Source organism: Williamsia sp. Y853, from assembly GCF_056786495.1.
Map to the genome: position 1 here is coordinate 781,605 of NZ_JBXCJC010000004.1, position 25,256 is coordinate 806,860.

Genomic DNA, 25,256 nt, shown 5'->3' on the forward strand with positions numbered 1-25,256 from the left:
CCGACTAAGTTGTTAACGGGTTGCACGGCCGGTTCGACCGGTTCGACGACTCTGGATTCAAAACATCTGTATCCGGTCCACAAGACCGGTCAGCCCGTCGAAAAGGGGAAGACCCAGTGTCCGCCGAAACAGTGTCCGCCAATGGAGCCGCAGCGGAGGCAAACGCCACGTTCAGCTATCCGGGCGGAGAGATCAAACTTCCCATCGTCAAGGCCACCGAAGGCAGTGACGGGGTCGGGTTGGGCAAGTTCCTTTCCGACACCGGGCTCACCACCTTCGACGGCGGGTTTGTCAACACCGCTTCGACAAAGTCCGCGATCACCTACATCGATGGCGATGCCGGAATCCTGCGTTACCGGGGGTATCCGATCGAGCAGCTCGCAAAGGGTTCGAGTTTCATGGAGGTCAGCTACCTGCTGATCAACGGTGAGCTCCCGACGCCGACCGAGCTCGACGGCTTCACCAACAAGATCAGCCGGCACACCCTGCTGCACGAAGACCTCAAGCGCTTCTTCGACGGCTTCCCGCGCAACGCGCACCCGATGCCCGTCCTGTCGAGCGCCGTCAACGCCTTGAGCGCGTACTACCAGGACTCGCTGGATCCGAAGGATCCCGAGCAGGTCGAACTCTCGACGGTCCGTCTGCTGGCCAAGCTGCCGACCATCGCGGCCTACGCCTACAAGAAGTCGGTCGGCCAGCCGTTCCTGTACCCGGACAACTCGCTGAGCCTGGTCGAGAACTTCCTGCGGATGACCTTCGGCCTGCCCGCCGAGCCCTACGTGGTCAACCCGGACATCGTCAAAGCCCTCGATATGCTCTTCATCCTGCATGCCGATCACGAACAGAACTGTTCGACGTCGACCGTGCGTCTGGTCGGGTCGTCGCAGGCCAACCTGTTCACGTCGATCTCGGGCGGCATCAACGCGCTGTGGGGCCCGCTCCACGGTGGCGCCAACCAGGCGGTCCTGGAGATGCTCGACGAGATCAAGGCGTCCGGTGGCGACACCAAGGCGTTCATGAACAAGGTCAAGAACAAAGAAGACGGCGTCAAGCTCATGGGCTTCGGACACCGCGTCTACAAGAACTACGACCCGCGCGCCGCGATCGTCAAAGAGACCGCGGACCAGATCCTGCAGCTCCTCGGCGTCAACGACGACCTGTTGGACATCGCAAAGGGTCTGGAAGAGGTCGCCCTCTCGGACGACTACTTCATCTCCCGCAAGCTGTACCCGAACGTGGACTTCTACACGGGTTTGATTTACCGTGCGATGGGGTTCCCGACCCGGATGTTCACCGTGCTGTTCGCTCTGGGCCGTTTGCCCGGATGGATCGCACACTGGCGTGAAATGAACGCCGACCCGACCGGAAAGATCGGCCGTCCGCGGCAGATCTACACCGGATACACCGAACGTGACTACTTGAAGATGGATCAGCGCTGAGCCATGAGTAAACCTGAGATTGAAATGCCGGAAGGCCCCGCACCCGCCGAACTGGTGACCACCGACCTGGTGATCGGAGACGGCCCCGAGGCTGTCGCCGGTGGCGTTGTCGACGTGCACTATGTCGGTGTCGAATACGAGACGGGCGACGAGTTCGACTCATCCTGGAACCGCGGTCAGTCTGCGAACTTCCCGCTCGACCGGTTGATCCCGGGCTGGCAAGAAGGCATTCCGGGCATGAAGGTCGGCGGACGCCGTCAGCTCATCGTCCCGCCGCTGCTGGCGTACGGCCCCGAAGGTGCCGGCCACCGGTTGTCGGGCAAGACCTTGATTTTCGTGATCGACTTGCTGGGTGTCGGCTAACCCGTTACCCAACTGTTCTTCTGAAAACCCTGCACGGTTCACGTGCAGGGTTTTCTCTTGTCTGCAGCACTTGCTACACCTGTACTTTCGACCGAACCCCTGCACGATGCCTCGTCACCGCGGATAGGTAGGCACAGTGATCGCACAGCCCTTCATCTACGAGATCAATACGTGGCCGTGGTTGGAGAATCTCGGCACCGACCTGGCCGGCGTACCCCACGACGTATGGGACACGATCGCCGACCTGGGCTTCGATGCGGTGTGGCTGATGGGGGTGTGGCAGCGTAGCCCGGCCGGTCGTTCCATCGCACTGGCGGACGCAGCGCTCGTGCAGACCTTCGAGGATGTCCTCCCGGACTTCACCGCCGATGACGTCGTCGGATCCGCCTATTGCATCTGTGACTATCGAGTTGATGACCGCCTGGGCGGAGCAGAAGGTCTGGCCGCAGCCCGGCGCGCGCTGGCCAAGCGGGGTCTATCCCTGATTCTCGACTTCGTCCCGAATCACGTCGCATCCGATCATCCCTGGGCCCACAGCAATCCCGACTATTTCATCACCGGCACCGAGGACGACCTACGTGATGATCCGACGTCGTTCGTGGAGGTCGATGGAACGATTTTCGCGAACGGACGGGATCCATACTTTCCGGCCTGGCGTGATGTGTTGCAACTCAACACATTTTCTCCGGAACTACGGGCTCAGACCGTTTCGACCTTGATGTCGATCGCCGAGCAATGCGACGGAGTCCGCTGCGATATGGCGATGCTGCCGCTTGACGATGTGGTGACCCGGACCTGGGGTGAGCGCGCGGGCGACCCGCCTGGCGACGAATACTGGACGACGACGATCGCCGCGGTGCGCCGGGTTCATCCGGACTTCACGTTCATCGCGGAGGCCTACTGGGACCTCGAATCTCAGCTTCAGGAGCAGGGATTCGACTACTGCTACGACAAGCGTCTCTACGATGCTGTCGCCGAACACGAGGGCGCTGAAGCTGTTCGGCAACAACTCCTCGCCGATACCGGCTATCAGCGCGGGCTACTCCGGTTCCTGGAGAATCATGACGAACCGCGCGCCGCGGCAACCTTTGGTGTGGACGAAGAAAAGGCAGTGGCCGTGGCGACATTCACTGCGCTCGGCGCCAAGCTGATCTACGACGGCCAACTCTCCGGTGCGGCCACGCGGTTGCCGGTGCAACTCGGTCGAGGCCCGGTTGTAGAGCCGAACAAGGATCTGGCCGAGTTCTATCACTCCTTGCTCAGGTCGCTGCGGGAGAAGGTTTGGCGCACCGGCGACCTGGCGCCGTGTGCCGTGGCCGGGTGGGAGGGTAATGATTCCTTCGGGGATCTGCTGGCGTGGACCCGCAGTGGCCAGAGTCGATGGCTGGTGGTGGTCAACGTCGGCGACAAACCGGCCACCGGCAAGGTGGCGACCCACTGGGATGATCTGCGCGGAAGTCAGTTCCGGCTGGTCGACAGCACCCGGGACATCGAGTATCTGCGCAGCGGTGACGACCTGAGTGATGAATTGTTCGTCGAGCTCGATCCGTGGCTGTGGCACCTATTTCGGATCGAACCCGCCGAACCTGTGACCGAGGAGCGTTCGTGATGGAGCATCGCCAGCCGCCCGGCGGAACGCGTGAACACGATCGACTCGCAGAGGCGACCGGTCGGCTCGAAGACGGCCTGCACGAGGCGAACCCGTGGTACGAGTGGGGTCCGTATCTCTCGGAGAGAGCCTGGGGCACAGTCCGGGAGGACTACAGCGACAACGGCGACGCCTGGTCGTACTTTCCGCATGAACATGCCCGATCGCGTGCCTATCGGTGGAATGAAGACGGCATGGCAGGCGTCTCGGACATCGGCCACGAGTTCTGCCTGGCGCTCGCGCTGTGGAACGGTGCCGACCCGATCCTCAAGGAGCGGATGTTCGGTCTCACCGGACCGCAGGGCAACCACGGTGAAGACGTCAAAGAATACTGGTGGTATCTGCAGGGATTGCCGAGTCATGCACTGCTGCAATGGCGTTACCACTATCCGCAGGCCGCGTTTCCCTATCAGGATCTGATCGACGAGAACGCCCGGCGTGGTCGGGAGGAGTTCGAATACGAACTCCTCGACACCGGTGTCTTTGATGACAACCGGTTTTGGATCGTCGATGTCACCTATGCCAAGGCGAGTCCCACGGACCTGATGATGCGGATCGACATCACCAACAACGGACCCGACGAACAGACCATCGAGGTATTGCCCACCGGCTGGTTTCGCAACACCTGGAGTCCGGACGGCAACGGTGACCTACCGGATCTGGCGATGCAGGACGGTGCGGTGGTGCTGGAACATCATCGGCTCGGCGGCTATCGGCTGCAGGCGGCGCTCGCCGGCGACGGTACCGAACCGCAGGTGTTGTTCTGCAACAACGAAACCAATATCCCGAAGATCTTCGGTGGCGAGCCGATCACGGCGTATCCCAAAGACGGGATCAACGACCACGTCGTCGCCGGTGCTGACACCGTGAATCCGGATCAGCGTGGGACGAAGGTGTCGTGGCGGTATCGGCTGTCTGTACCGGCGGGGCAGAGCGTCCAGTTGCGCCTTCGGCTCGCAGATGCCGAATCGGCTGTGAGCAAGGCCGATTGGTCCGGCTCGTTCTTCGTTGACACATTTGCCGATCGACAGCGGGAGGCCGATGAGTTCTACACCGCGCTGGCGCCCGCCGACATCGACACCGAACGCATGCGCATCCTCACCCAGGCCAGTGCCGGCCTGATCTGGAGTAAGCAGATGTACTCCTACGACGTGAGCCGGTGGCTCGACGGAGATTCCGCGCAGCCGTCGCCACCGCCAGGGCATCGGACCGGCCGCAACACCGGATGGTGTCACCTCGACGCCAACGACATCCTGGCCATGCCCGACCCCTGGGAATACCCCTGGTTTGCCGCCTGGGACTTGGCATTCCACGCGGTTCCCTGGGCCCATCTGGACCCGGCTTTCGCGAAGTACCAGCTGGTTGTGTTGCTGCGCGAATGGTTCCAGCACCCCAACGGCGCACTGCCGGCATATGAATGGAGCTTCGACGATGTGAACCCGCCGGTTCATGCGTTGGCCGCGCTCCGGGTCTTCGTCATCGACGGTGCCAAAGATGTTCAATTCCTCGAACGCGTCTTCCAGAAGTTGTTGCTCAACTTCACCTGGTGGCTCAACCGGGAAGATCCCGAGGGCAACAACATATTCGGCGGGGGATTCCTCGGCCTGGACAACATCAGTCCGGTTGACCGATCCCATCTGCCGCCCGGCAGCACGCTGGAACAATCCGATGGCACCGGCTGGATGGCGTATTACTCGAGTGCGATGCTTGGCATCGCCCAGCATCTCGCCGATTTCGATCCGGTCTACGAGGACATGGTCACCAAGTTCCTCGAACAGTTCGCATTGATCGGGGAGGCACTTGACCGGTCGGGCTTGTACGACCAGGAGGACGGTTTCTTCTACGACCGCCTCACCGACGCCACCGGAAACTGTTCGGCCATCAAGGTGAAGTCGCTGGTCGGGGTGATACCGGCCCTGGCCGCGGCGACGGTCTCGATCGACGACGCCAGCCGTGCCCAACGTCTCCGCAAACGTTTTCGGCGCCGATTCAGTGATGTGGAGGCGCAGAACCGTCGATCCTGGCGGATTCGGTCGGACGGGACGGGGCACACCAAGGTTCTGCTCTCCGTGCTCAACGCCGATCAGTTGCGCCGACTTCTGAACACGGTCTTCGACGAGGACGCATTGCTCTCGCCGTATGGGCTGCGGTCGTTGTCGAAGGCATACTCCGTGCCCTACGAACTACCGAATGCGGACGGGGCGATCATCGATTACGAGCCGGCGGAGTCGCGGACCGCGATGTATGGCGGCAATTCGAACTGGCGTGGACCGGTGTGGTTCCCGGTCAACTATCTGGCGATCCGCGCGTTGGTGCAGTACGGACGGTTCTTCGGGGAAGAAACCAGGATTCCGTTTCCCACCGGGAGCGATACCGAACACACCTTCTTCGAGATCGCCCACGAGATGGCCGAACGCCTGATCGCCATCTGGTTGCCCGACGCGAACGGCAGGCGTCCGGTCTACGGCGGGACGGAGATCTTCCAGAGCGATCCGGCCTGGAAAGACAACCTGCAGTTCAGCGAGTATTTTCACGGCGACAACGGTGCCGGCCTCGGAGCCACCCACCAGACCGGGTGGACGGCGTTGGTGATCGATCTACTGCTGCGTCCGCCGAACCACTCCCACCACTGACGCGTCGAGCGCACGCAACGTGCACGATGGAGGGATGAGCGAGCAACCGATTGTGCTGTGGCTGCGTCGGGACCTGCGGCTGAGTGACCTACCACCGCTGCTGGCCGCGCAGGGGCGGGAAGTGCTGGCCTGCTTTGTGCTCGACCCGACGCTCGAGGCGTCGTCGGGTGAGCGCCGGCTGTCGTTTCTCTACGATTCGTTGCGCGACATCCACGATCAGCTCGACGGTTCGGTGCTGGTCGTGCGAGGTGCCCCGGAGACGGTGATTCCGAAGATTGCCCGGTCGATCGACGCGGAGGCCGTGCATGTCAGTGCCGACTTCGCGCCGTACGGTATCCGGCGCGACGACAGGGTTCGAACGGCATTGGGGGACATACCGATGCGGGCGGAAGGCTCACCGTACGCGGTGGCTCCCGGGCGAGTCCTGAAAGACGATGGCGAACCCTATCGGGTGTTCACACCGTACTTTCGGCGGTGGCGCGATCACGGTTGGCGCGCACCGGCAGATAGCGGTGTCGGCAGTGCAACGTGGATCAACCCGGACGACGTGTCCGGAGTTCGTGGGATCAAGATACCGAAAGCCCAGGCCGAGTTGGACTTTCCCGCCGGTGAACGAGCCGCATACGAGCGCTTCGCGGAGTTCATGGCCGACGACATCGTGGACTACAACACCCACCGCGACCGGCCGGACCTGGCATCGACCAGTCGGATGTCGGCGTATCTGAAGTTCGGCAACATCCATCCACGCGCGATGCTCGCCGACCTCGACGCACGCGAAGGCGAAGGCCGCGCGGCATACGTTCGCGAACTGGCCTTTCGTGACTTCTATGCCGACGTACTGCATCAGCGTCCGGACAGCAGCTGGTGGAATCTGAACAAGAAATTCGATGCGATGGAACATGATTCGGGCGCTGACGCCGACGCGGATTTCGCCGCGTGGAGCGAGGGCAAGACCGGATTCCCGATCGTCGATGCCGGAATGCGGCAGCTGCTGGGTAGCGGTTTCATGCACAACCGGGTCCGGATGATTGTCGGATCGTTTCTGGTCAAGGACCTCCATCTGCCCTGGCAACGCGGCGCCGCCTGGTTCCTCGAACAGCTCGTCGACGGTGACATGGCCAGCAATCAGCATGGCTGGCAATGGGTGGCGGGGTGCGGCACCGATGCTGCCCCGTACTTCCGCGTGTTCAATCCGACCACGCAAGGCAAGAAATTCGACCCGTCGGGGGACTACGTGCGGCGCTGGATTCCGGAACTACGAGGGATCAGCGGAGCCGCGGTCCATGAGCCCGGCGCGCTACGTCCCGACGACTATCCCGAGCCGATCGTCGACCACAAACTGCAGCGCCAGGTGGCACTCGACCGCTACAAGAGCCTCCCCTGAACCGACGGGAAATCGGCTAGCGCGCTTTCCATTCGGGAAGGCGCCTGCTGAAGAACGCCTCGACGCCTTCGCGCATGTCATCGGAGGCGACGATGGTCTTTTTGGCGCGCTCGGTGGCCTGCCACCCCGCGGCATCGGCGCCGGTGTTCAGTTCGGCCAATGCTGCAAGGGTCGCCCGCACCGCAACCGGCCCGGACGCGTTGATGTCGTCGGCCAGGGTCAGCGCATCGGTCAGAGCCTGCCCGGGCTCGCTGACGATGTTGACCAGACCCAGATCGAAAGCCCGCTGCGCGGTCAATCCGGTGCCGGTGATCAGCAACTGCTTGGCGATGTTCGGTGGCAGTGCCCGGGTGACCCGGAACAGCGCACCCGACGTCGCAACCAGCCCGCGACGACTTTCCGGTAGTGCCATCTTTGCGGTGGTCGCAGCGACGATGAGGTCACACGCCAGCGCGATCTCCAGACCGCCGCCCATGCACGGACCTTCGACGGCCGCGATCAATGGCTTGATCCGTTTGCGTCTGATCACGCCGTACTCGCCGCCGCGGTCGGTGTGGGCGCCGACGCCCTCGCGCAGATCGGTACCCGCACAGAAGACCTTGGGGGTGCCGGTGATGATCCCGGTCCACAAGTCGTGGTCATCGTCGAGACGGTCGAGGGCCGCACTGATTCCGAGCGCCATCTCGACATTGATCGCGTTGCGCTTCTCTTCGCGCTCGAGGTGAACGATCAGCGTTCGTCCGTGGACTTCTTCGCGAATGGGCATGCACAGAACCTATCAACCCGGCAGAGGCTGAACACGAGATCGCCGGTGCACCCGAATATCTGGGCGCGCCGGCGATGTCGGTGATGTGGTGTTGTCAGACCCGCTTGTTGAGGTCCGGGCTCTCCGCGTAGACCTCGGTGATGAGCGACATGTCGAACATCTGGTCGGCGCTGACGTCGTACCCGGCCTTGGCCAGTGCCTCGATGTTGAGATCGATCATTGCCGGGGAAATGGTGAGCAGGCCATTGACTTTGGTCTCGTCGGAGACGATCAGCAGATTCTGGGCCTGCGCTTCCAGGGTCTGCTCAGCGACCTCGAGTCCGAGGTCCTTGCCGTACTTGGTCACTGCCAGCTCGGCAGATTTTGCCGGGTCGGCAACTGCGTCGTACCAACCCTGGATATCGGCTTTGAGGAAGGCCTTGAGCTTGTCGCGCTCGTTGTCGATTGTTTCCTGGCGCACCACAAGCGTTTCCGCGACGAGCGGCAGATTGAAGTCCGCGAACAGGAAGTTGGAGTTCGGGAAGCCACCCGCAGCCAACGTGATCGGTTCGTTGGTCACATACGAGACCCAGCCGTCCACCTCACCGGTGGTCAGTGGCGTGGGGTCGTACTGGACGGTGATCTTCTGGACATCGGACTCGGTCATCCCGTTGGCGGTGAGCAGTGCTTTGAAGACGTTCTCGTTGGAGGCCTGCACGCCGATCTTCTTGCCCTTCATGTCTTCCGGCGACAGAATGGGCGTCTTCTCACTGGACACGATGCAGAAGGGGTTCTTCTGGAACGTTGCGGCGATGGACTTGAGCTTGGCACCTTGCAGCACCACCGGTGCGGTCAACTGCGGTGAGGACATACCGATCCACACCTTGTTGGCCGTCAGTCCGGTCTCGATGCCGGTACCCGGGCCGCCGCCGGTGATCAGTTCTGGCGTTCCGAGTCCGGCTGCCTCGTAGTAGCCGTTCTCGATTGCGAAGTACTCACCGGCGAACTCGATGTTCTTCTGCCACGACAGCTGGACTTTGGGGTTGGTGGTGCTGCTTCCGTTGCTGTCACTGCCGCCGGAGCTGCAGGCGGCCAGCACGCTGGCACTGCCCACAGCGCCGCCGGCGATCATGGAGTACCGAAGAAACGATCGGCGGTCGAACGTGTAGGCCATGTGTTGACTCCTTGGTTGTGATTGCTCGACGCTGACGTTAGGGCGGTTCGGTTTCCGCAGTATTTCCGGCGCGAATTAGATTGTTACGAAGGAGCTTTGCCCGAACTGATGTCAGGTTGTCTTGGTGCCCATCTGCGCGAGGACGAGTTTTTCGGCGACACCGACCAGTGCGTACAACACAATCGACGCGACCGTGATGACCAGGACCGATGCCCATAGCTCGTTGTAGGCGGCCGCAGGCAGCGCTTGCTGCAGCGTCGCGCCGAGGCCCTTGTTGGTGCCCAGCCACTCGGCCACGGTGGCACCGATCATGGCGCCGGGCACCGAGACCTTCGCAGCGGCGAACAGTGCCGGTACCGCTGAGGGCAGCGACGCCATCCGCATCGCGGTCAAACGCGTTCCCCCGTAAGCGATGATCACGTCGTTGATCTGGCGAGGTGCGTTGGCCAGGCCGGTCATGATCATCACCAGTGCGGGGAAGAAGACCACGATGCCGCCCATCACCGCAACCACTGCCACTCCGCGCCCGACCACCAGCGTGATCAGCGGGGTCATCGCCACCAGGGGTACCGACCGCAACAGCATGGCGATGGGCATGAACGTTTGGGCGACGGGCCGGAACATCACGAACAGGGCGGCAGCGATGATCGCCGCACTCATGCCGCAGACGAAGCCGATTCCTGCGTCTTTCAACGTGATCCACAGGTTGTCCATGATCTCGGCGCGGTCGGTCGCCGAGGTCGGTTCGGTGAACAGGTAGTGGAAGACATCGATCGGGGTTTTGCCGATGATCGGTCCGATGTCGGGGAAGGCCAGCAGGAACAGCCACCAGATCACCAGGATCAGGATGAACGAGATCACCAGCGAGCCGATGAACTTTCCGATCTCCCACGTGATCGCCTTGGCGTTGCCCGAGTTCGCCCGTGCCGCAGCGTCGGCGGGGACCGGTGCCGACGGGGGAGCTGTTGTGGTGGCGGTCATTTGGTCCCTGCCATTCCGGTGCTGTAGCGGGTGACGTATACCGAGATGACGGCGACGATGGCGTAGCCGATGCCGGCGATCGCGCCGGTGAGCAGTGCGATCGCCCATACCGCCGGGATGTCACCGGCCTGCTGGGAGATGATCAGCGCAGGGCCGGCACCCTTTTCGGGCATGGCCAGGAACTCGCCGAGCACGGCGCCGAGCACGGCGGCGGGAGCGGCGATCTTCAATGCGGCAAAAGTCGATGGAAGCGCGGAGACGATCCGGACCCGGACGAGTTGGGCGATGGTGCCGCCGCCGTACACCTTGACCAGATCGAGGCTGGCCTGATGGGGTGATCGCAGTCCGGACAACGTGCCGATCATCGTCGTGAAGAACACCGAGATGGCGGCCAGGAAGACGATCATCGTCTGCACCTCGGCAAACGCCACCTGGACGATGGGTGCCACCGCGATGATCGGTGTGCAGTAGCTGATGATCGCCAATTGGGTTGCCACGCCCTCGATCAGCGGGATGACGACCACCAGCAATGCCAGGCCGATGGCCAGCACATTGCCCCACATGAAGCCTCGTAACGACAGTTCGATGGTCGGGCCGAAGTTGTTGACGTAGTAGTCCAAACCCTTGTCGTTGATCTTTTCGATCACGGCCCAGGGAGTGGGGATGGTGCCCTTGAACCACTCGAAGTGCCCGGCCATCGACCAGATGAGCAACACCGCGATGATGCCGATCACGCCTGCACCCCAACGTTTTCCGGCGAGCTGCGCGCGGTCGGCGAACTGTGCTCCCGCGGAACGGTTCTGCGCTGTCAGGGTGCTCACGCCACCCCCGCCGATCCCTTGCTGCCGAACAGGAGACCACTGAGGTGATCGTGCAGGGCGTGGAACTCGGGTGTCCGCATCATGTCCGGAACCCGCGGACGTGGCAGGTCGATCGTGACGGTCTCGAGGATGGTGCCCGGACGCGGACTCATCACGGCCACCACGTCGGAGAGGAAGACCGCTTCGCCGATCCCGTGGGTCACCATCAGCGTGGTCGCCGGCTTCTCGGTCCAGATGCGTAGGAGTTCGATGTTGAGTCGTTGCCGGGTCATGTCATCGAGGGCGCCGAACGGTTCGTCGAGGAGTAGTGCGGTCGGTTTCACGACCAGCGCGCGGGCGATCGACACACGCTGACGCATGCCGCCGGACAGCGTGGCCGGTTTCGCCTTCTCGAAGCCCTTGAGTCCGACTAGCTCGATGAGGTCGTTGATGGCTCCTTTGTCGACAGGCATCCCTGCGACCTGCAAAGGGAGTTTGATGTTCGCTTCCACGCTGCGCCACGGCAGCAGTGCCGAATCCTGAAATGCGATACCGAGTTCGTGCTGGGATTGGAGCTCTTTGGGCGAGAGTCCGTTCATCAGGGCAGTGCCTGCGGTGGACTCCTCGAGTCCGGCAAGGATTCGCAGAACCGTCGACTTGCCACAACCCGACGGGCCCAGCAACGAGAGGAACGCGCCCTCGGAGGTTTGCAGGTCCACATGGTGAAGTGCGGTCACCGATGACCCGCCGCGTAGGCCACTGGACTTGAACTCTTTGGTCAGCCCCGAAATGTCGATTCCGGTCCCCAAAGGGCGGCTCTTCGTGGCGGTGACGGAGGGTTGTGCGTCCGTCTGTGTTGCTCCCATGGAGTCGGCAGGGCTCATATTCGGGGACGGTAGGCGGCTCGGGTTTCTTCTGGATTACGTCGGCGTTACTGCGCTCATGCCTCGTTCAGCGCCTTCGAGAAACGCCGATGCCGGATCGTGTTACTTCTGTTCTGATTCGAGGATCGGAGCCAGGCCCGTCAAGATGGAGAACACACCGCGGATGGCTTCGGAAGCGGGTTGCGCGGACACCGAAGGATCGACAGCGCGCTGAATACCGAGTCCGATTCCGGTACTGAGCAAGAGGTTCGCGATGCTGTCCAGCGGGACCGGGAGGTGTTCGAGGCCGGTATCACCGATTCCGACGCCGGAAAGAAATGACCTCAATACGGCGGTGACCATCTCTTGAGCGTCGTTGCGGAGGGTGACCACCATCGCGGCGAGTTCGGGATCGTTACGGGAGAGGACGGCGAATTCCATCTCGAGCATGGTCCATCCGACGTCACCTGCGGTGTTCTCGATCCAGGTGCCCAGCGCGTCGATTCGCTTGTCGACGTCCACGTCTGTGGCGGCGATGTCTGCGATCTCTCCGAGTCTCTCATGATGGATGGCATCGAGAACCGCGCGGCAGAGGTGACGCTTGTCCTGAAAGTTCGAGTAGACGGCGCCCTTTGAGTAGCCTGCGGCCTCTGCGACATCGTCAACGCTGGTACCGGCATAGCCGCGGTGCAGGAACAGGCCTTGGGCGGCTGCGACCAACTCGGTACGAGTCTGGGCCTGTCGTTCGGCGCGGGTCAGTCGCGGCATGGTTGAACCTTAGCCGGGCATTGCGAGGTGATTGACGTACTCACAGTATCTGAATACCTTCGGTACTCGAGGTGGTGTGCGGCAGAGTTCACCACGTTCGTACATGGGGGGAGAAACTGATGGGGACCAGGAACAGAACGCAGCCGGTCGACGGCGCGATCGCGGCCCTTACCGTGCGGCATGCCCTGGCCGACGCGGAGATACGCGCATGACGGCCCCGAAGCGAGACCCCCGCGTGGTGATCATCGGTGCCGGGGTCGCAGGTATCGCGACCGCCTACACCCTGCAAAAGGCCGGGTTCACCAATTTCACGATCCTGGAGAAGGGCACTGACGTCGGTGGCGTCTGGCATTGGAATCGGTACCCGGGGCTGACCTGCGACGTGCCGTCGCAGATCTACCAGTTCTCGTTCGCTCCCAATCCGGACTGGTCGCAGATATGGGCCGGTGGGGACGAGATCCAGCGCTATCACCGTGACGTCGTCGACCGTTTCGGGCTGGACAAGTACCTGCGGTTGAGCACCGAGGTGGTCGGTGCCCGCTACGACGCGTCCGAGGGGCGGTGGCACGTCACGACCGGCGATGGTGCGACTGAGATCGCCGACTTCGTCATCTGTGCCACCGGGGTCCTGCATCATCCTGCGGTTCCGGATATTGCTGGGCTGCAGTCTTTTTCGGGTACGACCGTACATACTGCGCGCTGGGATGACGACCTCGTCACCGCAGGCAGATCGATTGCGGTGATCGGTACCGGATCCACCGGCGTGCAGATCGTGTCCGCCCTGCAGCCTTCTGCCGCCCGGCTGATCCACTTTGTCCGCTCACCCCAATGGATCCTGTGGGCGCCGATGCAATTACCGCAGCCGGCGGCGTTGGCGACAGTCTTGGCGAAATACCCCAGATTCCACGATTCCGTCCATCGGCAATTGCTCTGGGCTTCAGGGATTCTGGCCGATATCGTCACCAAACCGTCGTGGCGACGCCGATTGGTTCAGGCCTATGCCCGGTGGTCGCTGCGAGCGCAGGTAGGCAACCGGCCGTTACGCGAGGACCTGACCCCGGATTATCAACCACTCTGCAAACGGCAGGTCCTGTCGGGCAGCTACTACAAGGCGATCACCGCCGCCAACACGGAATTGGCCTCCGGCGCCATCGCAGAGATCACGCCGGATGGAATCCTCATGGAATCCGGGACACACCACGATGTAGACGTGATCGTTCTCGCCACGGGATTCAAGGCGCACAACTATATGCGGCCCATGCGCATCGAGGGCCGCGACGGCATCACCCTGGACGAAGCGTGGGCCGACGGCCCGCGTGCGTACCGGATGACCGCCATACCGGGGTTTCCCAATCTGTTCACCGTGCTCGGCCCCAACTCACCAACGGGCTCGATATCCCTGCAGTACACGGCCGAACTCACCGCTCGTTACATCACTCGATGGCTGGAGCAGTTCAGGGACAACAAAATCACCGCGGTGGAAGTCACAGAGCCGGCCACCGATCGGTTCAACCGGGAGGTCGCGGACGCGATGGGCCCCACGGTCTGGAACACCGGATGCAATTCCTGGTACTTCACGGACAACGAGACCATCGATCTGTGGCCCTTCGACCGCGCCACATTGACACGGATGCTCACCGCTCCGGACGAGGGCGACTACCTCATCCGCCGACCCCCGAAAGTGGTGGGTTCCGGCGAGCACTCGCCCAGGTGACGTCCATCAGAACCCCACCGCTTTCGGGTTGGGATCAGCCTTTGATCGCTTCGATCCACTTGACCCGCGCACCGGTGCGCAAGACGTTGCGCTGGTAGATCCGGGCGGCAAACCAGGTGGCCACCGCGCAGGCGATGATCATCAAGACCGCGCTACCGATGATCTGGAACATCGACGCATCCCCGGTGGCTATGCGGATCGGCATGATGGACGCCGAGAACGGTGGAATCCAGGCCAGGGTCTGCATCAGCGTGCTGTCGAGGGCGTTGATGCCGAAGATCGCCGCGTAGATGACCGCCATCGCGAGAATCGTCAGCGGCGCCGAACTCGAGCCGAGTTCTTCCTGCCGCGAGACCACTGCGCCGGTGGCGGCGTACAGCGTGGCGAAGAACAGGAATCCGAGGACAAACCAGACGAGCACCGCAACAAACATGGACCCGGCAGCTGAGGGCACGTCGAGCAGTCCTGTAGCGAGCGCGGTGATCAACGCGGCTCCACCGAGAACGATCACCTGCGCAAAGGCCATCGCCCCGATGCCGATGATCTTGCCCCACAGTAGATGCAGGGGCTTGATCGTGGCCAGGAGGATCTCGACGACCCGTGATGTCTTTTCCTCGACCACTCCGCCTGCGACCATGCCGCCGCCCTGCAGTACCGCGAACATCAGTAGCGACATGCCGGTCAGCGCTACTGCGATACGTTGTCCCTCATCGGGTTTGGCCGGTTTGGTCTCAGTGATCGTTAGGGATGAGTCGGCACTGATGGTGGAGAGGTCGACATCTTGCTGTGCCAGAGCCTTACTCAGCCCGTCTTGGCTGACTGCGGTCCGTAAGACGCCTTCGAGGGTGCCGTCGAGATCGTCTTTGGTGATGGCCTCGTAGTTGTTCCCCGAACCGGGGACCAGGGCGACCTTCACGTCTCCGTCTTCGGCCTGCGCGCGGGCGTCGTCAGGGCTGTCGATTGGGACGATCTCGATCTTCTCGCCGGAAGCGTCGCCGATCGCCACGATGGTCTGTGAGATGGCAGGGTCGTCGCCGACAAGACCCACCTTCGTGGGTTTGCTATTGCCTGCGAACATCGAGAGCACGATGATGCCGGCCACGATCACCACCAGCAGCAGAACGTTGGTGATGACAAACGATTTGGTTGCGGCGCGTGTGGTGATCTCACGGCCTGCGACAAGCCGGATCGCGCGCCAGGCACCGAGTCGGTGAGCGTGCGCTGACGTTGAATTGCCATTTGTACGAGGACTATTCGTGGTCACGCGCTTACCACCTCTCGGAACAGTTCGGTCAGGTCGGGTTTGGAGACGGCAAAGTGTGTCACCGGTCCGGTGCTCAATGCGGTCGTGAGCACCGCCTGCTCGTCGCTCTCAGGCGTCATCGTGACTGTGGTTGTGGTGCCGTTGTGGTTGCTGCTCTGCACGCCTGGGATCCGGTCGGCCCATCCGGGAGGAGCCTGCGGCGCAACGACATCGAGGCGGATGTCTCCGACCGAACGCAGTTCGTCCACAGTGCCCAGCGCGCGCATCGTGCCCTTGGTGATGATGCCAACCCGGTCGCAGAGTCGTTGCACGAGCTCGAGTTGGTGACTCGAGAAGATGACCGGAACACCCTGTGCGGCCTTTTCTTCGAGTACCTCACTCATCACGTCGACGGCGACCGGGTCGAGGCCCGAGAAGGGTTCGTCGAGAACGAGTACATCTGGGTCGTGGACCAGCGCCGCAGCCAACTGCACGCGCTGTTGGTTGCCCAGACTCAGGTTGTTGACGTCATCGTTGATCCGCTCGGCGATACCCAGTCGCTCGACCCAACGTCCGACCTGCCTGTCGGCCTCGCGGCGGGACAGCCCGTGCAGCTGGGCGAAGAACGAAAGTTGTTTGCCCACCTTCATCTTCGGGTAGAGACCTCGCTCTTCGGGCATGTATCCGATGCGCCGCCTGGTGTCGAGGTCGATGGGGGCGTCGCCGAGCAGAACACGCCCTGAGTCCGCGGACAGGACACCGAGGATGATGCGCATCGTGGTCGACTTACCGGCACCGTTGGATCCGACAAAGCCGAAGATCTCGCCGGGGGCCACGGAGAAGCTCATGTTGTCCAGGGCGGTGAGCGATCCGTATCGCTTGGTCAATCTGTCGACGATCAACGGGTCCGTCATGTATCCAATCCTTTTGTGGTGGTGACATTCCGGGCTTCGGGCCGGCGTGCTTGCGTGTCGTCCGGCAGATCGTAGACGGCGTAGTCCTCCGGGTCGGGATCGTTGAGCCACCACGCGAGCAGGCAGGTGGGAAGGCAGGTCCCGGCCACCAGCAGGACGATGAGCAGGGTGCCCGCGCCGTAGACCACCTGGCCACTCACGCTGTCGCCGATGGAGACCACGATCAGCACCAGGTAGGGGATGAACATGGTCACCCAGAGCGCCGTGTAGGCGAGCGAACGCGCCGCGTTGCGGGTGGCCAGCTGGATTTCGTCGAGCGCTCCTGCAGGTGCATCGCTGACGTTCAAGGTGATCGCACGCAAGATGTACAAGACCGGCAGGAAGACAAGACAGATCAGCACTATGTACGGCAGCCCGAACCAACTGGTGAAAAAGGCGGCGATGCTGCACGCGAGTACCAGTATCCAGGTGACGATCAGCACGACGACCAATCGTCTGGCGGAGCGGCGATTGCGCCAGCGGGGAAAGCGGGTGCCCCAGCGGCGCAGGAACTTCTCATGACTCTTGGCCTGCCACGACTCGTAACCACGCCACCAGCCGGGCTTCGCCGATTCCGGGATCGGGGAGTTCGGATGGTTCATCGTGCCCCTCCATTGTCGTTGCGGTACAACTGTTCTGACATCGCACTGAACTCGTGTCGGCTGAATACCGCCTCCACCGGAAGGTGGAAGACATCGCAGATGCGAAATGCCAGATCGAGGCTGGGGTAGTTGTCACCACGTTCGAGCGATCCGATGGATTGAACGTTGACACCCACCAGTTCAGCGAGCTGTGCCCGAGACATCCGCCGCTCGGCGCGTAGTACGCCGATGCGGTTGTATATCGGCAGATGTCCTGCCTTCTTGACCGGGCTCACCCGTCACAGTGTTGTGAAAACACAACAAAGTGTCAAACTGGGATGTGTTTTGTTGTTCAGAATCAACCGAGAAGTTCTTGTACGACCCGGGCTGCTTCGCGTCCGGCCCGGTTGGCGCCGATGGTCGATGCCGATGGGCCGTAGCCGAGTAGTTGCAGGTGCGGCAAGGCTTTGACCACTGTGGCCAGACGTCCCGTCATGACGATTCCACCCCCGGGCGCCCGCAGACGCAGGGGTGCCAGATGGTCGAGTGCACTGCGAAATCCGGTGCACCAGAGAATGACGTCCACGTCCAGATGCTGCAGTGCCTCGCCTTCGTTCGCGCAGTCCCAGCAGACCCCGTCGGGCGTGATGCGGGTGAACATCGGCCGCCAGTCCAGGATCCCGTCTGCCTGTGCGGCTCGGATCGAATCGGTGACGGGTAGTCCGGTCACCGAGACCACGGACCCCGGGGGCAACCCGGCTCGGACCCGCTCCTCGACCCGTGCCACCGCGGCGCGTCCGAGGTCGGGGGAGAACGCTGCATCGCTGAACTGCGGTTCGGTGCGGCTGCACCAGAACGTCTGGACTTCCTCGGCGTTGCGGGCGATCTCGATGAGGAGCTGAACTGCGGATATACCGGCTCCGACCACCAGGACCCGCTTGCCTGCGAAGTCGGTGGGGCTTTGGTAATCGTGTGTGTGCAGTTGAGTGCCGGTGAAGGTTTCGATGCCGGCGACGTAGGGAACGAACGGGCGGTCCCAGGTGCCGGTGGCGCTGATGATGGTGCGTGCGGAGATCTCGTGTCCGTCGGCGGTGGCGACCCGAAATCCCTCGCCGTGGTGTGTCACCGATCGGACGTCAACCGGCCGGTGTACGTCGAGGTCGAACTTCTGCTCGTATTGAGCGAAGTAATCCCGCACCGCTGTGGCCGCAGGCCACTGATCGCACTCCATGCCCAGCGCCTCTGACAGGCCCAATCCGGGCAGGTCGTGGACGCCGTTGGCGCCGGCCAAAGTCAGTGTCGGCCAGCGGAATTGCCATGCTCCGCCGGGGCCGGGTGAGTGGTCGACCATCAGCGTCCGCGACTGCAGGCCGAACTTGCCCAGGTAGTAGCCGGCGGACAGCCCCGCCTGTCCACCTCCGATGACCAGGACATCGGTCTCGGTGGAATCGCCGAAAGGGTTAGCGTTCACAATCGAACAGTAGCGGTACGCTGACCTGATGATTGGGACCAGCCGGGACGGCGACGTGCTGACCATCGAATTGCAGCGCGTGCAGCAGCGGAATGCGTTGAACCACGAAATGGTCGAGGCGTTGGCGGATGCATTGACCGACGCTGCCGATTCTGGTGCGCGGGCCGTGATTCTGACCGGGGCCGGCAGTGTTTTCTGCGCCGGGGCCGATCTTTCGGGCCCTGTCTACGAGCAGTCATTCCTCGACAAATTGCTGGCGATGTTGCGATTGATCGAGGACGTTCCGATGCCCGTGATCGCCGCCCTCAACGGTCCTGCGCTCGGGGCCGGTCTGCAGTTGGCGCTCGCCGCCGATCTACGGGTGATGTCTCCGTCGTCTTTCTGCGCCATCCCGGCGGCGAAAATCGGTGTCACGGTGGATGAATGGACGATCAAGCGTCTTGTCTCCCTGGCCGGTGCCGGAGATGCGGCGGGGATCCTGCTCGGCTGCGAATCGATGAGTGCCGAGAGGGCGCACGTCGTCGGGTTCGCCAACCGGATCGGTGATCTCGGGGAGGCCCAGCGGTGGGCTGCGATGATCGCGACCCTTGCTCCGCTGACGCTGCGGCACTACAAGTTGGTCTTGGGCGACGATGGCGCGCGCGACGAACCTCCCGCCGAGCACGTGGCCGCAATGGTGCTGGCGTGGCAGAGCAATGACATGGCTGAAGGTCGGGCGGCCCGCACCGAAAAACGCCCGCCTATTTTCACCGGCAGTTGAGCACTGACCAGTTCCTGAAATGCCATACGGTGCACGACGACCATGCGCTGCACCAGCACACTCAATTCTCTTGCGCCTGTTGAAAAGCGGCGGCCACCATGCCGACGTCGTCGCCGACCTGGAACACCCCGCGCGGTAGGTCGGGGAAGACGGCGTTGCTCACCGCAGTCACGAACAGCAGTCGGCGGCCATCACCGACGTCCAGGTAGCCGGACAGGCCTTGCGTGGTGATCACCAGACGCTCGGTGCCCGGTTCGACGTCGGCGGAGGTGGACGTCTTGCCGACCACCTTTCCTTTGGCCGGGCTGTCCACACCGACCCCGGACAGCGACCCGCGTTCGCCGAGAATGGGTTGCCCGCTCCAGAAGGTGTCAGCCCACGGTTGGCCGCTCACCCACTTCAGCCAGGTGGCGACGGCGGTGGGTGTCGCGGACGACGGGTCACCGCCCTGCCCGTCCATGATTACCAAGTCCGAGGCGGGAACGCCGGCCTCGACCGCCAGATCGCGGACCGCGGGCAACCCGTCGGCGCATTGATCGGAGCCGGCTTCGACGGCCAGCAGACAGACAAACGTATTGGCCCCGGTGTTGTAACTGGTCGCCAAGATCATGCCACCCGCTTCGCCGAGCGGGGCCGAGTCGAGCGTCGCAAGCCGCAGATTGTCCTGATAGCTGCCCGACGGCGGAAGCGCGGCCGCATTGTTGGCCTTCGACGTCGAATCGACCGCAATACCCTTGCGCTGCAGTGCTTCGATGAACAACTGACGTGCCCAGCTTGACGCGTCGGTAATGCGGTAGACGGTCAATGAGGGCTTGCCTGCCGGGACCGAGCCGGTGACCCGCAAGAGCGTCGGATTGGCTTCGTCGGCGACAACCTTCAGGGTGGAGTCGCTGTCGGCAGCTCCGGTGGTCACCTGCGCGTCGACGGTGAACAGTCCGTTGCCCGGCAGCATCTCGATCGTGGCCGGCTGCCCGGGTTCACCGGGTTGGGCCGCGATGTCGACCAGGTTGTCGTTGACGAAGATCGACGGCACCATGCCCTCGACGGTGTCGTAGGTTTCCCAGAGCCGGGGATCGACGAGCACATCGCCGTCGATGCGCGTGACTCCTGATGCGGCAACCTGTCCGGCCATCGCATCGAGTCCGGCGAGCGGGTTGCCGGGCGCCAGGACCGCACCGGGGAGTGCGTCGGCGTAGACGTGATCGATACCCTCTGTGGCGAAGTCGAACTGGCCCTGGTCGGCGTTGCGGCCGCCGAGCGCCAGGTCGCCGGATCCGACGAGTACCAGGTCACCGGTCAGGGTGCCGCCCGCCGGTGCCGCCGTCGCGTAGACGGGAGTCGTGACCGTCCGGTCGACGCCGAGATCGTTGAATACCGTTCCGACTGTGAAGTGTTTGGTCTGCGAGGCAAGGAACATGAAGGTGTCGGCTTGATTGCTGTAGATGACCTCGTCGGTCTCGGGGTCGATCACCAGATACGACCACCGCGCCGCGGTGTACGGGTCGGTTTCCATGATCGCGGTGGCGTCGGCCGGTATCGCCTGGCCCTGGGCTTTGCCCGTTTCGGACTCACCTGACGAGTCGCCGGAGCAGGCGGCTGTCAGCAGCATGCCGGAGGCAGTTGCGACCGCCAGAAACGTTCGAGCTGTGCGCGTCCGGCGACGTGGTCCTGGCATGAGGCAGCAACTTTCCGTGTCGGGTCGACGCCGCGCAGCACACTGAGCGAACGTTCCATTTCAGGGCAACCTACTCCCTTTACTGCAAATTGCATACTGCACTTTGCACCTTCCTGGGGTACTGTCGGTGCACCGGCGTGGCCGAGAACAGCCCTCGCTGGACCGTAATCCGCGCGCGGTCAGTGACGCCGGAGCCGCCAGATGGAGCATCATGGTCAACCGAACCGCACTCGACCCACCCGCGCATCGACGTCAACGTTCCCGGATATATGTCTGCACGGCAATGGCTTTGGGCACAGTGGTTGCACTCACGCTGTCAGGCTGCAGTTCATCGTCGAATGATCCGTCCGCCAGTTCGGTGGCCGAGGTCCCACCGAGCGTGCCGGACGCCCAGCTCGATCGGGCAGACGTCGACGCGGCGATCGGCCGGCTTGACGGTTTCGTCGAGGACATCATGGCCAACACCGGTGCGCCCGGAGTCGCGGTGGCGGTCGTGTACGAGGACGAAGTGCTGTATGCCAAGGGTTTCGGTGTCCGGAAGGTGGGCGACCCGGCCCCCGTCGACACGAGCACCATGTTCCAATTGGCGTCGGTGTCGAAGCCGGTGGCATCGAGTGTGGTGGCGACCGTCGTCGGCGACGGGAAGATCGCGTGGGACGACCCGGTGATAACCCATGAACCGGGCTTCGCCGTGGCCGATCCGTATGTCACCGCCAACGCGACGTACACCGATCTGATGTCGCACCGCTCCGGCCTGCCCGACCACGCAGGCGACACTCTCGAGGATCTCGGTTACACCTATCCCGAGGTGCTCAGTCGGCTCAACCAGGTTCCGCTGGAAAGGTTCCGCGACAACTACGACTACACCAACTACGGATTCTCGATCGCCGGCGTCTCCGCCGCCAATGCCGAGGGAATGACGTGGGCAGAGCTGTCGGAGCAGAGGATCTACGAACCGCTCGGCATGGACAACACGACCTCCTCGTTCGACGAGTGGGTCAACGCGCCCAATCATGCGTCCAATCATGTGGTGGTCGATCCCGCGGCGAAGACCTGGGAGGCGAAGTACGTCCGCGATCCCGAGCAGCAGGCGCCGGCAGGCGGCGCGAGTTCGTCGGTAGACGACATGGCCAAATGGATCCGTATGGAACTGGCGGGCGGCGAGTTCGAGGGTCGCCAGATCGTCGATCCAGCGGCTCTGCAGTTCACCCATCAGGCGCATTCCTTCGCCCATCCGTCGGATACTCCCGGTGCGCGAGATGGCTTCTACGGCCTCGGTTTCAACGTCAACACCGATGACCACGGTCGGGTACAGGTCGGTCACGCCGGCGCGTTCTCGCTGGGAGCCAGCACCGACGTCAAGATGTTGCCGAGTGAGCAGCTCGGGATCGTGGTGCTGGCCAACACGGCCCCGGTCGGGGTGTCGGAGACCCTCACCTCTCAGTTCCTCGACTACGTGAGCAACGGTGAGCTGACGGTGGATTGGGCGCCCTTCATCGCCGAGCAATTCAAAATGGTCATCGATTCCGAACGCTCCGACGTCGACTACGCCACCCCACCGGCCGATGCCGCGCAGGCCCGCCCGGCGAGCGACTACACCGGGATGTACACCAGCCCGTACTACGGTCCGGCCGAGGTGGTCGCCGAGGGCAACAACCTGGTCCTCAAGATCGGCAAAGATCTGCAACAGAGCTACCCGCTCACCCACTACGCCGGCGACACCTACTGGTTCGAGCCGGTCGGTGAAAATGCCGCGGGCCCAACGGGTGCCACGTTCACCGTCGCCGGACCGGCCAGTTCGCTGACCATCGAGTATCTCGACAAAGACGGCCTCGGCACCTTCACGCGAGCACCGCAATGAGTTCTCCACGCTGTGGAAACCACCGCAGCGCGGTCCGTGAGATCACCACTCGAGGAGAAAGTTCATGTCCCCACTAGAAGTAGGTCCGCGGGCCACGCGACGGCGTCGACCGAGCCGCGCCATGCCGGCGGCACTGGCCGTGCTGCTGTCGGCCGCACTCGTCGCCACCGCATGCTCGTCGGACTCGGACAATTCGTCGTCCTCGTCGAGCACCGCGGCGAGTCCGGGAGCATCAACGAGTTCGAGTGGGTCGGCGAACAGTGCGCTCGTGCCGTTCGACACCGCGGCCATGGACAAGACGGTCGACGATCTCGCCACGGAGTACCGCGAGATCGGCATGATGGTGCTGATCCGTACCCCACAAGGTGAGTACGTCAAGTCGTTCGGCACCACCGCCAGCGGCTCGACCGACGCACCCAACCTGGACACCAAGGTCCGCATCGGCTCGAACACCAAGACCTGGACCGGTACCGCGATCATGCAGCTCGTCGAGGAAGGCAAGATTTCCGTCGACGACCCGGTCAGCAAGTACCGTCCCGACGTCCCCAACGGTGAGAACATCACCATCGGCCAGCTTCTGAACATGCGCAGCGGGCTGTACAACTACACCGATACAGTCGAACTCAATCAAGCGCTCGACAACGATCCCCAAAAGGTGTGGACACCAGAGCAATTGCTGGCGCTGGCGTTCGCCAATCCTCCATATTTTGCACCGGGCACCGGGTATCACTACTCCAACACCAACACGGTGTTGCTCGGACTCATCGCCGAAGAGCTCGACGGCAAACCGATCGCCCAGATCTTCCAGGACCGGTTCTTCAGCAAGCTGGAAATGACGGGCAGCTCTTTCCCCGCCAACACCGACACGGCCATCCCCGCGCCCTATGCCAGTGGCTACTCCTACAGCGGCAACATCGAAACGCTCGACGAACCGGGGCTGTCCCCGGAGCGGATCGCGGCGATCGAGGCCGGAACCGTGCAGCCGCGAGTCACCACCAACGACAACCCGTCGTGGACGTGGTCGGCCGGACAGGGCATCGCCACCGCAAATGACCTGGCCACCTGGGTGAAGGCGATGGGCGACGGCGAATTGCTCGACGAGGCGACGCAGAAGCTGCGGATAGACAGTGTGCAGCCCTCTGACCCGGCTAAGCCGGACGGTGCCGGGTACGGGTACGGGATCGCTCAAATGGGTCCGATGTACGGGCACATCGGTGAGATGCCGGGGTACAACTCGTTCATGGGCTACGACCCGGTCAACGACGTGACCATGGTGGTGTGGGCGAATCTCGCGCCGACCATCGACGGCCAGGCCGCCGCCGCGCGCGTGGCCTCGGAACTCGTCCCGTTCATCTACGTCATGCCGCCGAAGGATGCCGACGGCGACATTGACGAGGTCGCCGACGACACCAGCGGAGGCTAGCCACCACCGATGACCAGGCGATATGAGGTGCCCGACGATCCGATCGGGCGCCTCATATTCCTGTTGCTAAGCTAACAACTGCTTTCATTAATTTGCCCGTGCAGGAGGGTTGCTGTGCCACAAGGCGACCTCAATACGATGTCGTATGCCATCCTCGGCATACTGGCACCTCGGGACTGGTCAGCCTACGAAGTGGCCGAACAAATCGGCCGAGGCATGTCGGAGATCGTTCCGCGGGCCGATCGGCAGCGGTACAACGCCCCCAAGAAGCTTGTCGCGCTTGGTCTCGTGTCAGCCCGCACCGAACCCACCGGCACGCAGCGCAGCCGGACCGTGTATTCGATCACCCCGGAAGGGCGCGCCGCGCTCGCCGAATGGATGTCGACTGAAACCCGCGCTCCGTCAATGGAATTCGAAGGTCTGCTGCGGGTGTGCGTGGCGGAACAGGGCACCATTGACGACCTGCGGAACACCCTTAGCACCGTCCGTACACAGGCCGAAATGAAACGGCAGATCTTCGTCGGCAACGCGAAGCTGCTCATCGTTCCCGGAGCGGGATCGTTTCCCAGCCGCCAGCATCTGCTGGCGTTCGCCGCGAAGTTCATGGTCGGCCACTTCACCCACATCATCTCCTGGGTCGACTGGATGCTGGCCGAAATCGAGACCTGGCCCGACACGGCCAGTCCCGCCATCACCCATGCCGATCGCATCCGCGAAGTTCTGGAAGAGATCATCCGCGACTATTCGCAGGACGGTGCCGGCGACTAGTGTCGCGGT

The 25,256-nt window shown here is 63.0% G+C and carries 23 protein-coding genes; 10 read left to right on the forward strand and 13 right to left on the reverse strand.

The annotated features are described in order from the left end of the window. The first annotated feature begins 116 nt into the window (after positions 1-116). From AC1TPF_RS24165 to AC1TPF_RS24185, 5 genes are all read left to right on the forward strand, one after another. Positions 117-1,439 carry a citrate synthase gene (locus tag AC1TPF_RS24165; RefSeq protein WP_482140100.1) on the forward strand — a complete coding sequence of 441 codons (1,323 nt, stop codon included), beginning with the start codon at positions 117-119 and terminating at the stop codon, positions 1,437-1,439. A gap of 3 nt (positions 1,440-1,442) precedes the next feature. After that, entirely contained in the window at positions 1,443-1,802 is a 360-nt protein-coding gene (locus AC1TPF_RS24170; RefSeq protein WP_482140098.1) for an FKBP-type peptidyl-prolyl cis-trans isomerase, read from the forward strand. Between the two features lie 136 nt (positions 1,803-1,938). Next, positions 1,939-3,411, forward strand: a complete 1,473-nt coding sequence (locus AC1TPF_RS24175) for an alpha-amylase family glycosyl hydrolase (protein ID WP_482145498.1) — start codon at positions 1,939-1,941, stop codon at positions 3,409-3,411. Further along, positions 3,411-6,083 carry an MGH1-like glycoside hydrolase domain-containing protein gene (locus tag AC1TPF_RS24180; protein WP_482145572.1) on the forward strand — a complete coding sequence of 891 codons (2,673 nt, stop codon included), beginning with the start codon at positions 3,411-3,413 and terminating at the stop codon, positions 6,081-6,083. Before AC1TPF_RS24175 ends, AC1TPF_RS24180 begins: the two co-directional genes overlap by 1 nt. A 34-nt stretch (positions 6,084-6,117) precedes the next feature. After that, positions 6,118-7,467, forward strand: a complete 1,350-nt coding sequence (locus tag AC1TPF_RS24185) for a cryptochrome/photolyase family protein (protein WP_482145499.1) — start codon at positions 6,118-6,120, stop codon at positions 7,465-7,467. 16 nt (positions 7,468-7,483) lie between these two features. Here AC1TPF_RS24185 and AC1TPF_RS24190 read toward each other — a convergent pair whose 3' ends face one another. The 6 genes from AC1TPF_RS24190 to AC1TPF_RS24215 all read right to left on the reverse strand — a co-directional run bounded on the left by AC1TPF_RS24190 (position 7,484) and on the right by AC1TPF_RS24215 (position 12,798). After that, positions 7,484-8,233, reverse strand: coding sequence for an enoyl-CoA hydratase-related protein (locus tag AC1TPF_RS24190; protein WP_482140090.1), 750 nt, complete (start codon positions 8,231-8,233; stop codon positions 7,484-7,486). 94 nt (positions 8,234-8,327) lie between these two features. Then, the gene (locus AC1TPF_RS24195) at positions 8,328-9,386 is read right to left on the reverse strand and encodes an ABC transporter substrate-binding protein (RefSeq protein ID WP_482140088.1); all 1,059 of its coding nucleotides are present in this window, start codon (positions 9,384-9,386) and stop codon (positions 8,328-8,330) included. Between the two features lie 111 nt (positions 9,387-9,497). Further along, entirely contained in the window at positions 9,498-10,367 is an 870-nt protein-coding gene (locus AC1TPF_RS24200) for an ABC transporter permease (RefSeq protein ID WP_482145500.1), read from the reverse strand. Then, the gene (locus AC1TPF_RS24205; protein WP_482141405.1) at positions 10,364-11,065 is read right to left on the reverse strand and encodes an ABC transporter permease; all 702 of its coding nucleotides are present in this window, start codon (positions 11,063-11,065) and stop codon (positions 10,364-10,366) included. Before AC1TPF_RS24205 ends, AC1TPF_RS24200 begins: the two co-directional genes overlap by 4 nt. 119 nt (positions 11,066-11,184) lie before the next feature. Next, positions 11,185-12,033, reverse strand: coding sequence for an ABC transporter ATP-binding protein (locus tag AC1TPF_RS24210; protein ID WP_482141403.1), 849 nt, complete (start codon positions 12,031-12,033; stop codon positions 11,185-11,187). A 120-nt stretch (positions 12,034-12,153) separates the two neighbouring features. Beyond that, complete coding sequence (locus AC1TPF_RS24215) at positions 12,154-12,798, reverse strand: TetR/AcrR family transcriptional regulator (RefSeq protein ID WP_482145501.1); 645 nt, start codon at positions 12,796-12,798, stop codon at positions 12,154-12,156. Positions 12,799-13,006: 208 nt separating this feature from the next. Here AC1TPF_RS24215 and AC1TPF_RS24220 point away from each other — a divergent pair, with 208 nt between their 5' ends. Next, positions 13,007-14,512: a flavin-containing monooxygenase gene (locus AC1TPF_RS24220; protein WP_482145502.1), complete on the forward strand. Its 1,506-nt coding sequence runs from the start codon at positions 13,007-13,009 to the stop codon at positions 14,510-14,512. Between the two features lie 34 nt (positions 14,513-14,546). Here AC1TPF_RS24220 and AC1TPF_RS24225 read toward each other — a convergent pair whose 3' ends face one another. The 5 genes from AC1TPF_RS24225 to AC1TPF_RS24245 form a co-directional block, all read right to left on the reverse strand. Further along, positions 14,547-15,776 (reverse strand): ABC transporter permease, encoded by a 1,230-nt coding sequence (locus AC1TPF_RS24225; protein WP_482140080.1) that lies wholly within the window; start codon positions 15,774-15,776, stop codon positions 14,547-14,549. Then, positions 15,773-16,669 carry an ABC transporter ATP-binding protein gene (locus AC1TPF_RS24230; RefSeq protein WP_482140078.1) on the reverse strand — a complete coding sequence of 299 codons (897 nt, stop codon included), beginning with the start codon at positions 16,667-16,669 and terminating at the stop codon, positions 15,773-15,775. Before AC1TPF_RS24230 ends, AC1TPF_RS24225 begins: the two co-directional genes overlap by 4 nt. Next, positions 16,666-17,310, reverse strand: a complete 645-nt coding sequence (locus AC1TPF_RS24235) for a hypothetical protein (RefSeq protein WP_482145503.1) — start codon at positions 17,308-17,310, stop codon at positions 16,666-16,668. The genes AC1TPF_RS24230 and AC1TPF_RS24235 overlap by 4 nt, the downstream gene beginning before the upstream one ends. Then, complete coding sequence (locus tag AC1TPF_RS24240) at positions 17,307-17,585, reverse strand: helix-turn-helix transcriptional regulator (protein ID WP_482140074.1); 279 nt, start codon at positions 17,583-17,585, stop codon at positions 17,307-17,309. The genes AC1TPF_RS24235 and AC1TPF_RS24240 overlap by 4 nt, the downstream gene beginning before the upstream one ends. A gap of 62 nt (positions 17,586-17,647) precedes the next feature. After that, positions 17,648-18,760: an NAD(P)-binding domain-containing protein gene (locus AC1TPF_RS24245; protein WP_482145504.1), complete on the reverse strand. Its 1,113-nt coding sequence runs from the start codon at positions 18,758-18,760 to the stop codon at positions 17,648-17,650. A 28-nt stretch (positions 18,761-18,788) separates the two neighbouring features. On the opposite strand from AC1TPF_RS24245, the gene AC1TPF_RS24250 reads away from it, so the two are divergent. After that, complete coding sequence (locus AC1TPF_RS24250; RefSeq protein ID WP_482140071.1) at positions 18,789-19,520, forward strand: enoyl-CoA hydratase; 732 nt, start codon at positions 18,789-18,791, stop codon at positions 19,518-19,520. Positions 19,521-19,581: 61 nt separating this feature from the next. On the opposite strand, the gene AC1TPF_RS24255 is transcribed toward AC1TPF_RS24250, so the two are convergent. Further along, on the reverse strand, positions 19,582-21,129 hold the full coding sequence (locus AC1TPF_RS24255) for a D-alanyl-D-alanine carboxypeptidase/D-alanyl-D-alanine-endopeptidase (protein ID WP_482145505.1): 1,548 nt from the start codon (positions 21,127-21,129) through the stop codon (positions 19,582-19,584). Positions 21,130-21,406: 277 nt separating this feature from the next. Here AC1TPF_RS24255 and AC1TPF_RS24260 point away from each other — a divergent pair, with 277 nt between their 5' ends. After that, on the forward strand, positions 21,407-23,056 hold the full coding sequence (locus AC1TPF_RS24260; RefSeq protein WP_482145506.1) for a serine hydrolase: 1,650 nt from the start codon (positions 21,407-21,409) through the stop codon (positions 23,054-23,056). Between the two features lie 42 nt (positions 23,057-23,098). Here AC1TPF_RS24260 and AC1TPF_RS24265 read toward each other — a convergent pair whose 3' ends face one another. Then, positions 23,099-23,347, reverse strand: a complete 249-nt coding sequence (locus AC1TPF_RS24265) for a hypothetical protein (protein WP_482145507.1) — start codon at positions 23,345-23,347, stop codon at positions 23,099-23,101. Here AC1TPF_RS24265 and AC1TPF_RS24270 point away from each other — a divergent pair. Together AC1TPF_RS24270 and AC1TPF_RS24275 are read left to right on the forward strand one after the other, a co-directional pair. Further along, the gene (locus AC1TPF_RS24270) at positions 23,325-24,479 is read left to right on the forward strand and encodes a serine hydrolase domain-containing protein (RefSeq protein WP_482145508.1); all 1,155 of its coding nucleotides are present in this window, start codon (positions 23,325-23,327) and stop codon (positions 24,477-24,479) included. The two genes, AC1TPF_RS24265 and AC1TPF_RS24270, sit on opposite strands and share 23 nt — an antisense overlap. Positions 24,480-24,593: 114 nt before the next feature. Further along, positions 24,594-25,247, forward strand: a complete 654-nt coding sequence (locus tag AC1TPF_RS24275) for a PadR family transcriptional regulator (RefSeq protein ID WP_482145509.1) — start codon at positions 24,594-24,596, stop codon at positions 25,245-25,247. Positions 25,248-25,256 lie beyond the last annotated feature (9 nt).

Bases quoted from the DNA above. Each gene is read 5' to 3' on its own strand.
- AC1TPF_RS24220 (WP_482145502.1), top strand. From the start codon at position 13,007: ATGACGGCCCCGAAGCGAGACCCCCGCGTGGTGATCATCGGTGCCGGG.
- AC1TPF_RS24230 (WP_482140078.1), bottom strand. From the start codon at position 16,669: ATGACGGACCCGTTGATCGTCGACAGATTGACCAAGCGATACGGATCG.
- AC1TPF_RS24235 (WP_482145503.1), bottom strand. From the start codon at position 17,310: ATGAACCATCCGAACTCCCCGATCCCGGAATCGGCGAAGCCCGGCTGG.
- AC1TPF_RS24200 (WP_482145500.1), bottom strand. From the start codon at position 10,367: ATGACCGCCACCACAACAGCTCCCCCGTCGGCACCGGTCCCCGCCGAC.
- AC1TPF_RS24210 (WP_482141403.1), bottom strand. From the start codon at position 12,033: ATGGGAGCAACACAGACGGACGCACAACCCTCCGTCACCGCCACGAAG.
- AC1TPF_RS24265 (WP_482145507.1), bottom strand. From the start codon at position 23,347: ATGGCCGCGGTGTCGAACGGCACGAGCGCACTGTTCGCCGACCCACTC.
- AC1TPF_RS24195 (WP_482140088.1), bottom strand. From the start codon at position 9,386: ATGGCCTACACGTTCGACCGCCGATCGTTTCTTCGGTACTCCATGATC.
- AC1TPF_RS24215 (WP_482145501.1), bottom strand. From the start codon at position 12,798: ATGCCGCGACTGACCCGCGCCGAACGACAGGCCCAGACTCGTACCGAG.
- AC1TPF_RS24255 (WP_482145505.1), bottom strand. From the start codon at position 21,129: ATGCTGCTGACAGCCGCCTGCTCCGGCGACTCGTCAGGTGAGTCCGAA.
- AC1TPF_RS24180 (WP_482145572.1), top strand. From the start codon at position 3,411: ATGGAGCATCGCCAGCCGCCCGGCGGAACGCGTGAACACGATCGACTC.
- AC1TPF_RS24260 (WP_482145506.1), top strand. From the start codon at position 21,407: ATGGTCAACCGAACCGCACTCGACCCACCCGCGCATCGACGTCAACGT.
- AC1TPF_RS24185 (WP_482145499.1), top strand. From the start codon at position 6,118: ATGAGCGAGCAACCGATTGTGCTGTGGCTGCGTCGGGACCTGCGGCTG.
- AC1TPF_RS24205 (WP_482141405.1), bottom strand. From the start codon at position 11,065: ATGGCCGGGCACTTCGAGTGGTTCAAGGGCACCATCCCCACTCCCTGG.
- AC1TPF_RS24170 (WP_482140098.1), top strand. From the start codon at position 1,443: ATGAGTAAACCTGAGATTGAAATGCCGGAAGGCCCCGCACCCGCCGAA.
- AC1TPF_RS24190 (WP_482140090.1), bottom strand. From the start codon at position 8,233: ATGCCCATTCGCGAAGAAGTCCACGGACGAACGCTGATCGTTCACCTC.
- AC1TPF_RS24250 (WP_482140071.1), top strand. From the start codon at position 18,789: ATGATTGGGACCAGCCGGGACGGCGACGTGCTGACCATCGAATTGCAG.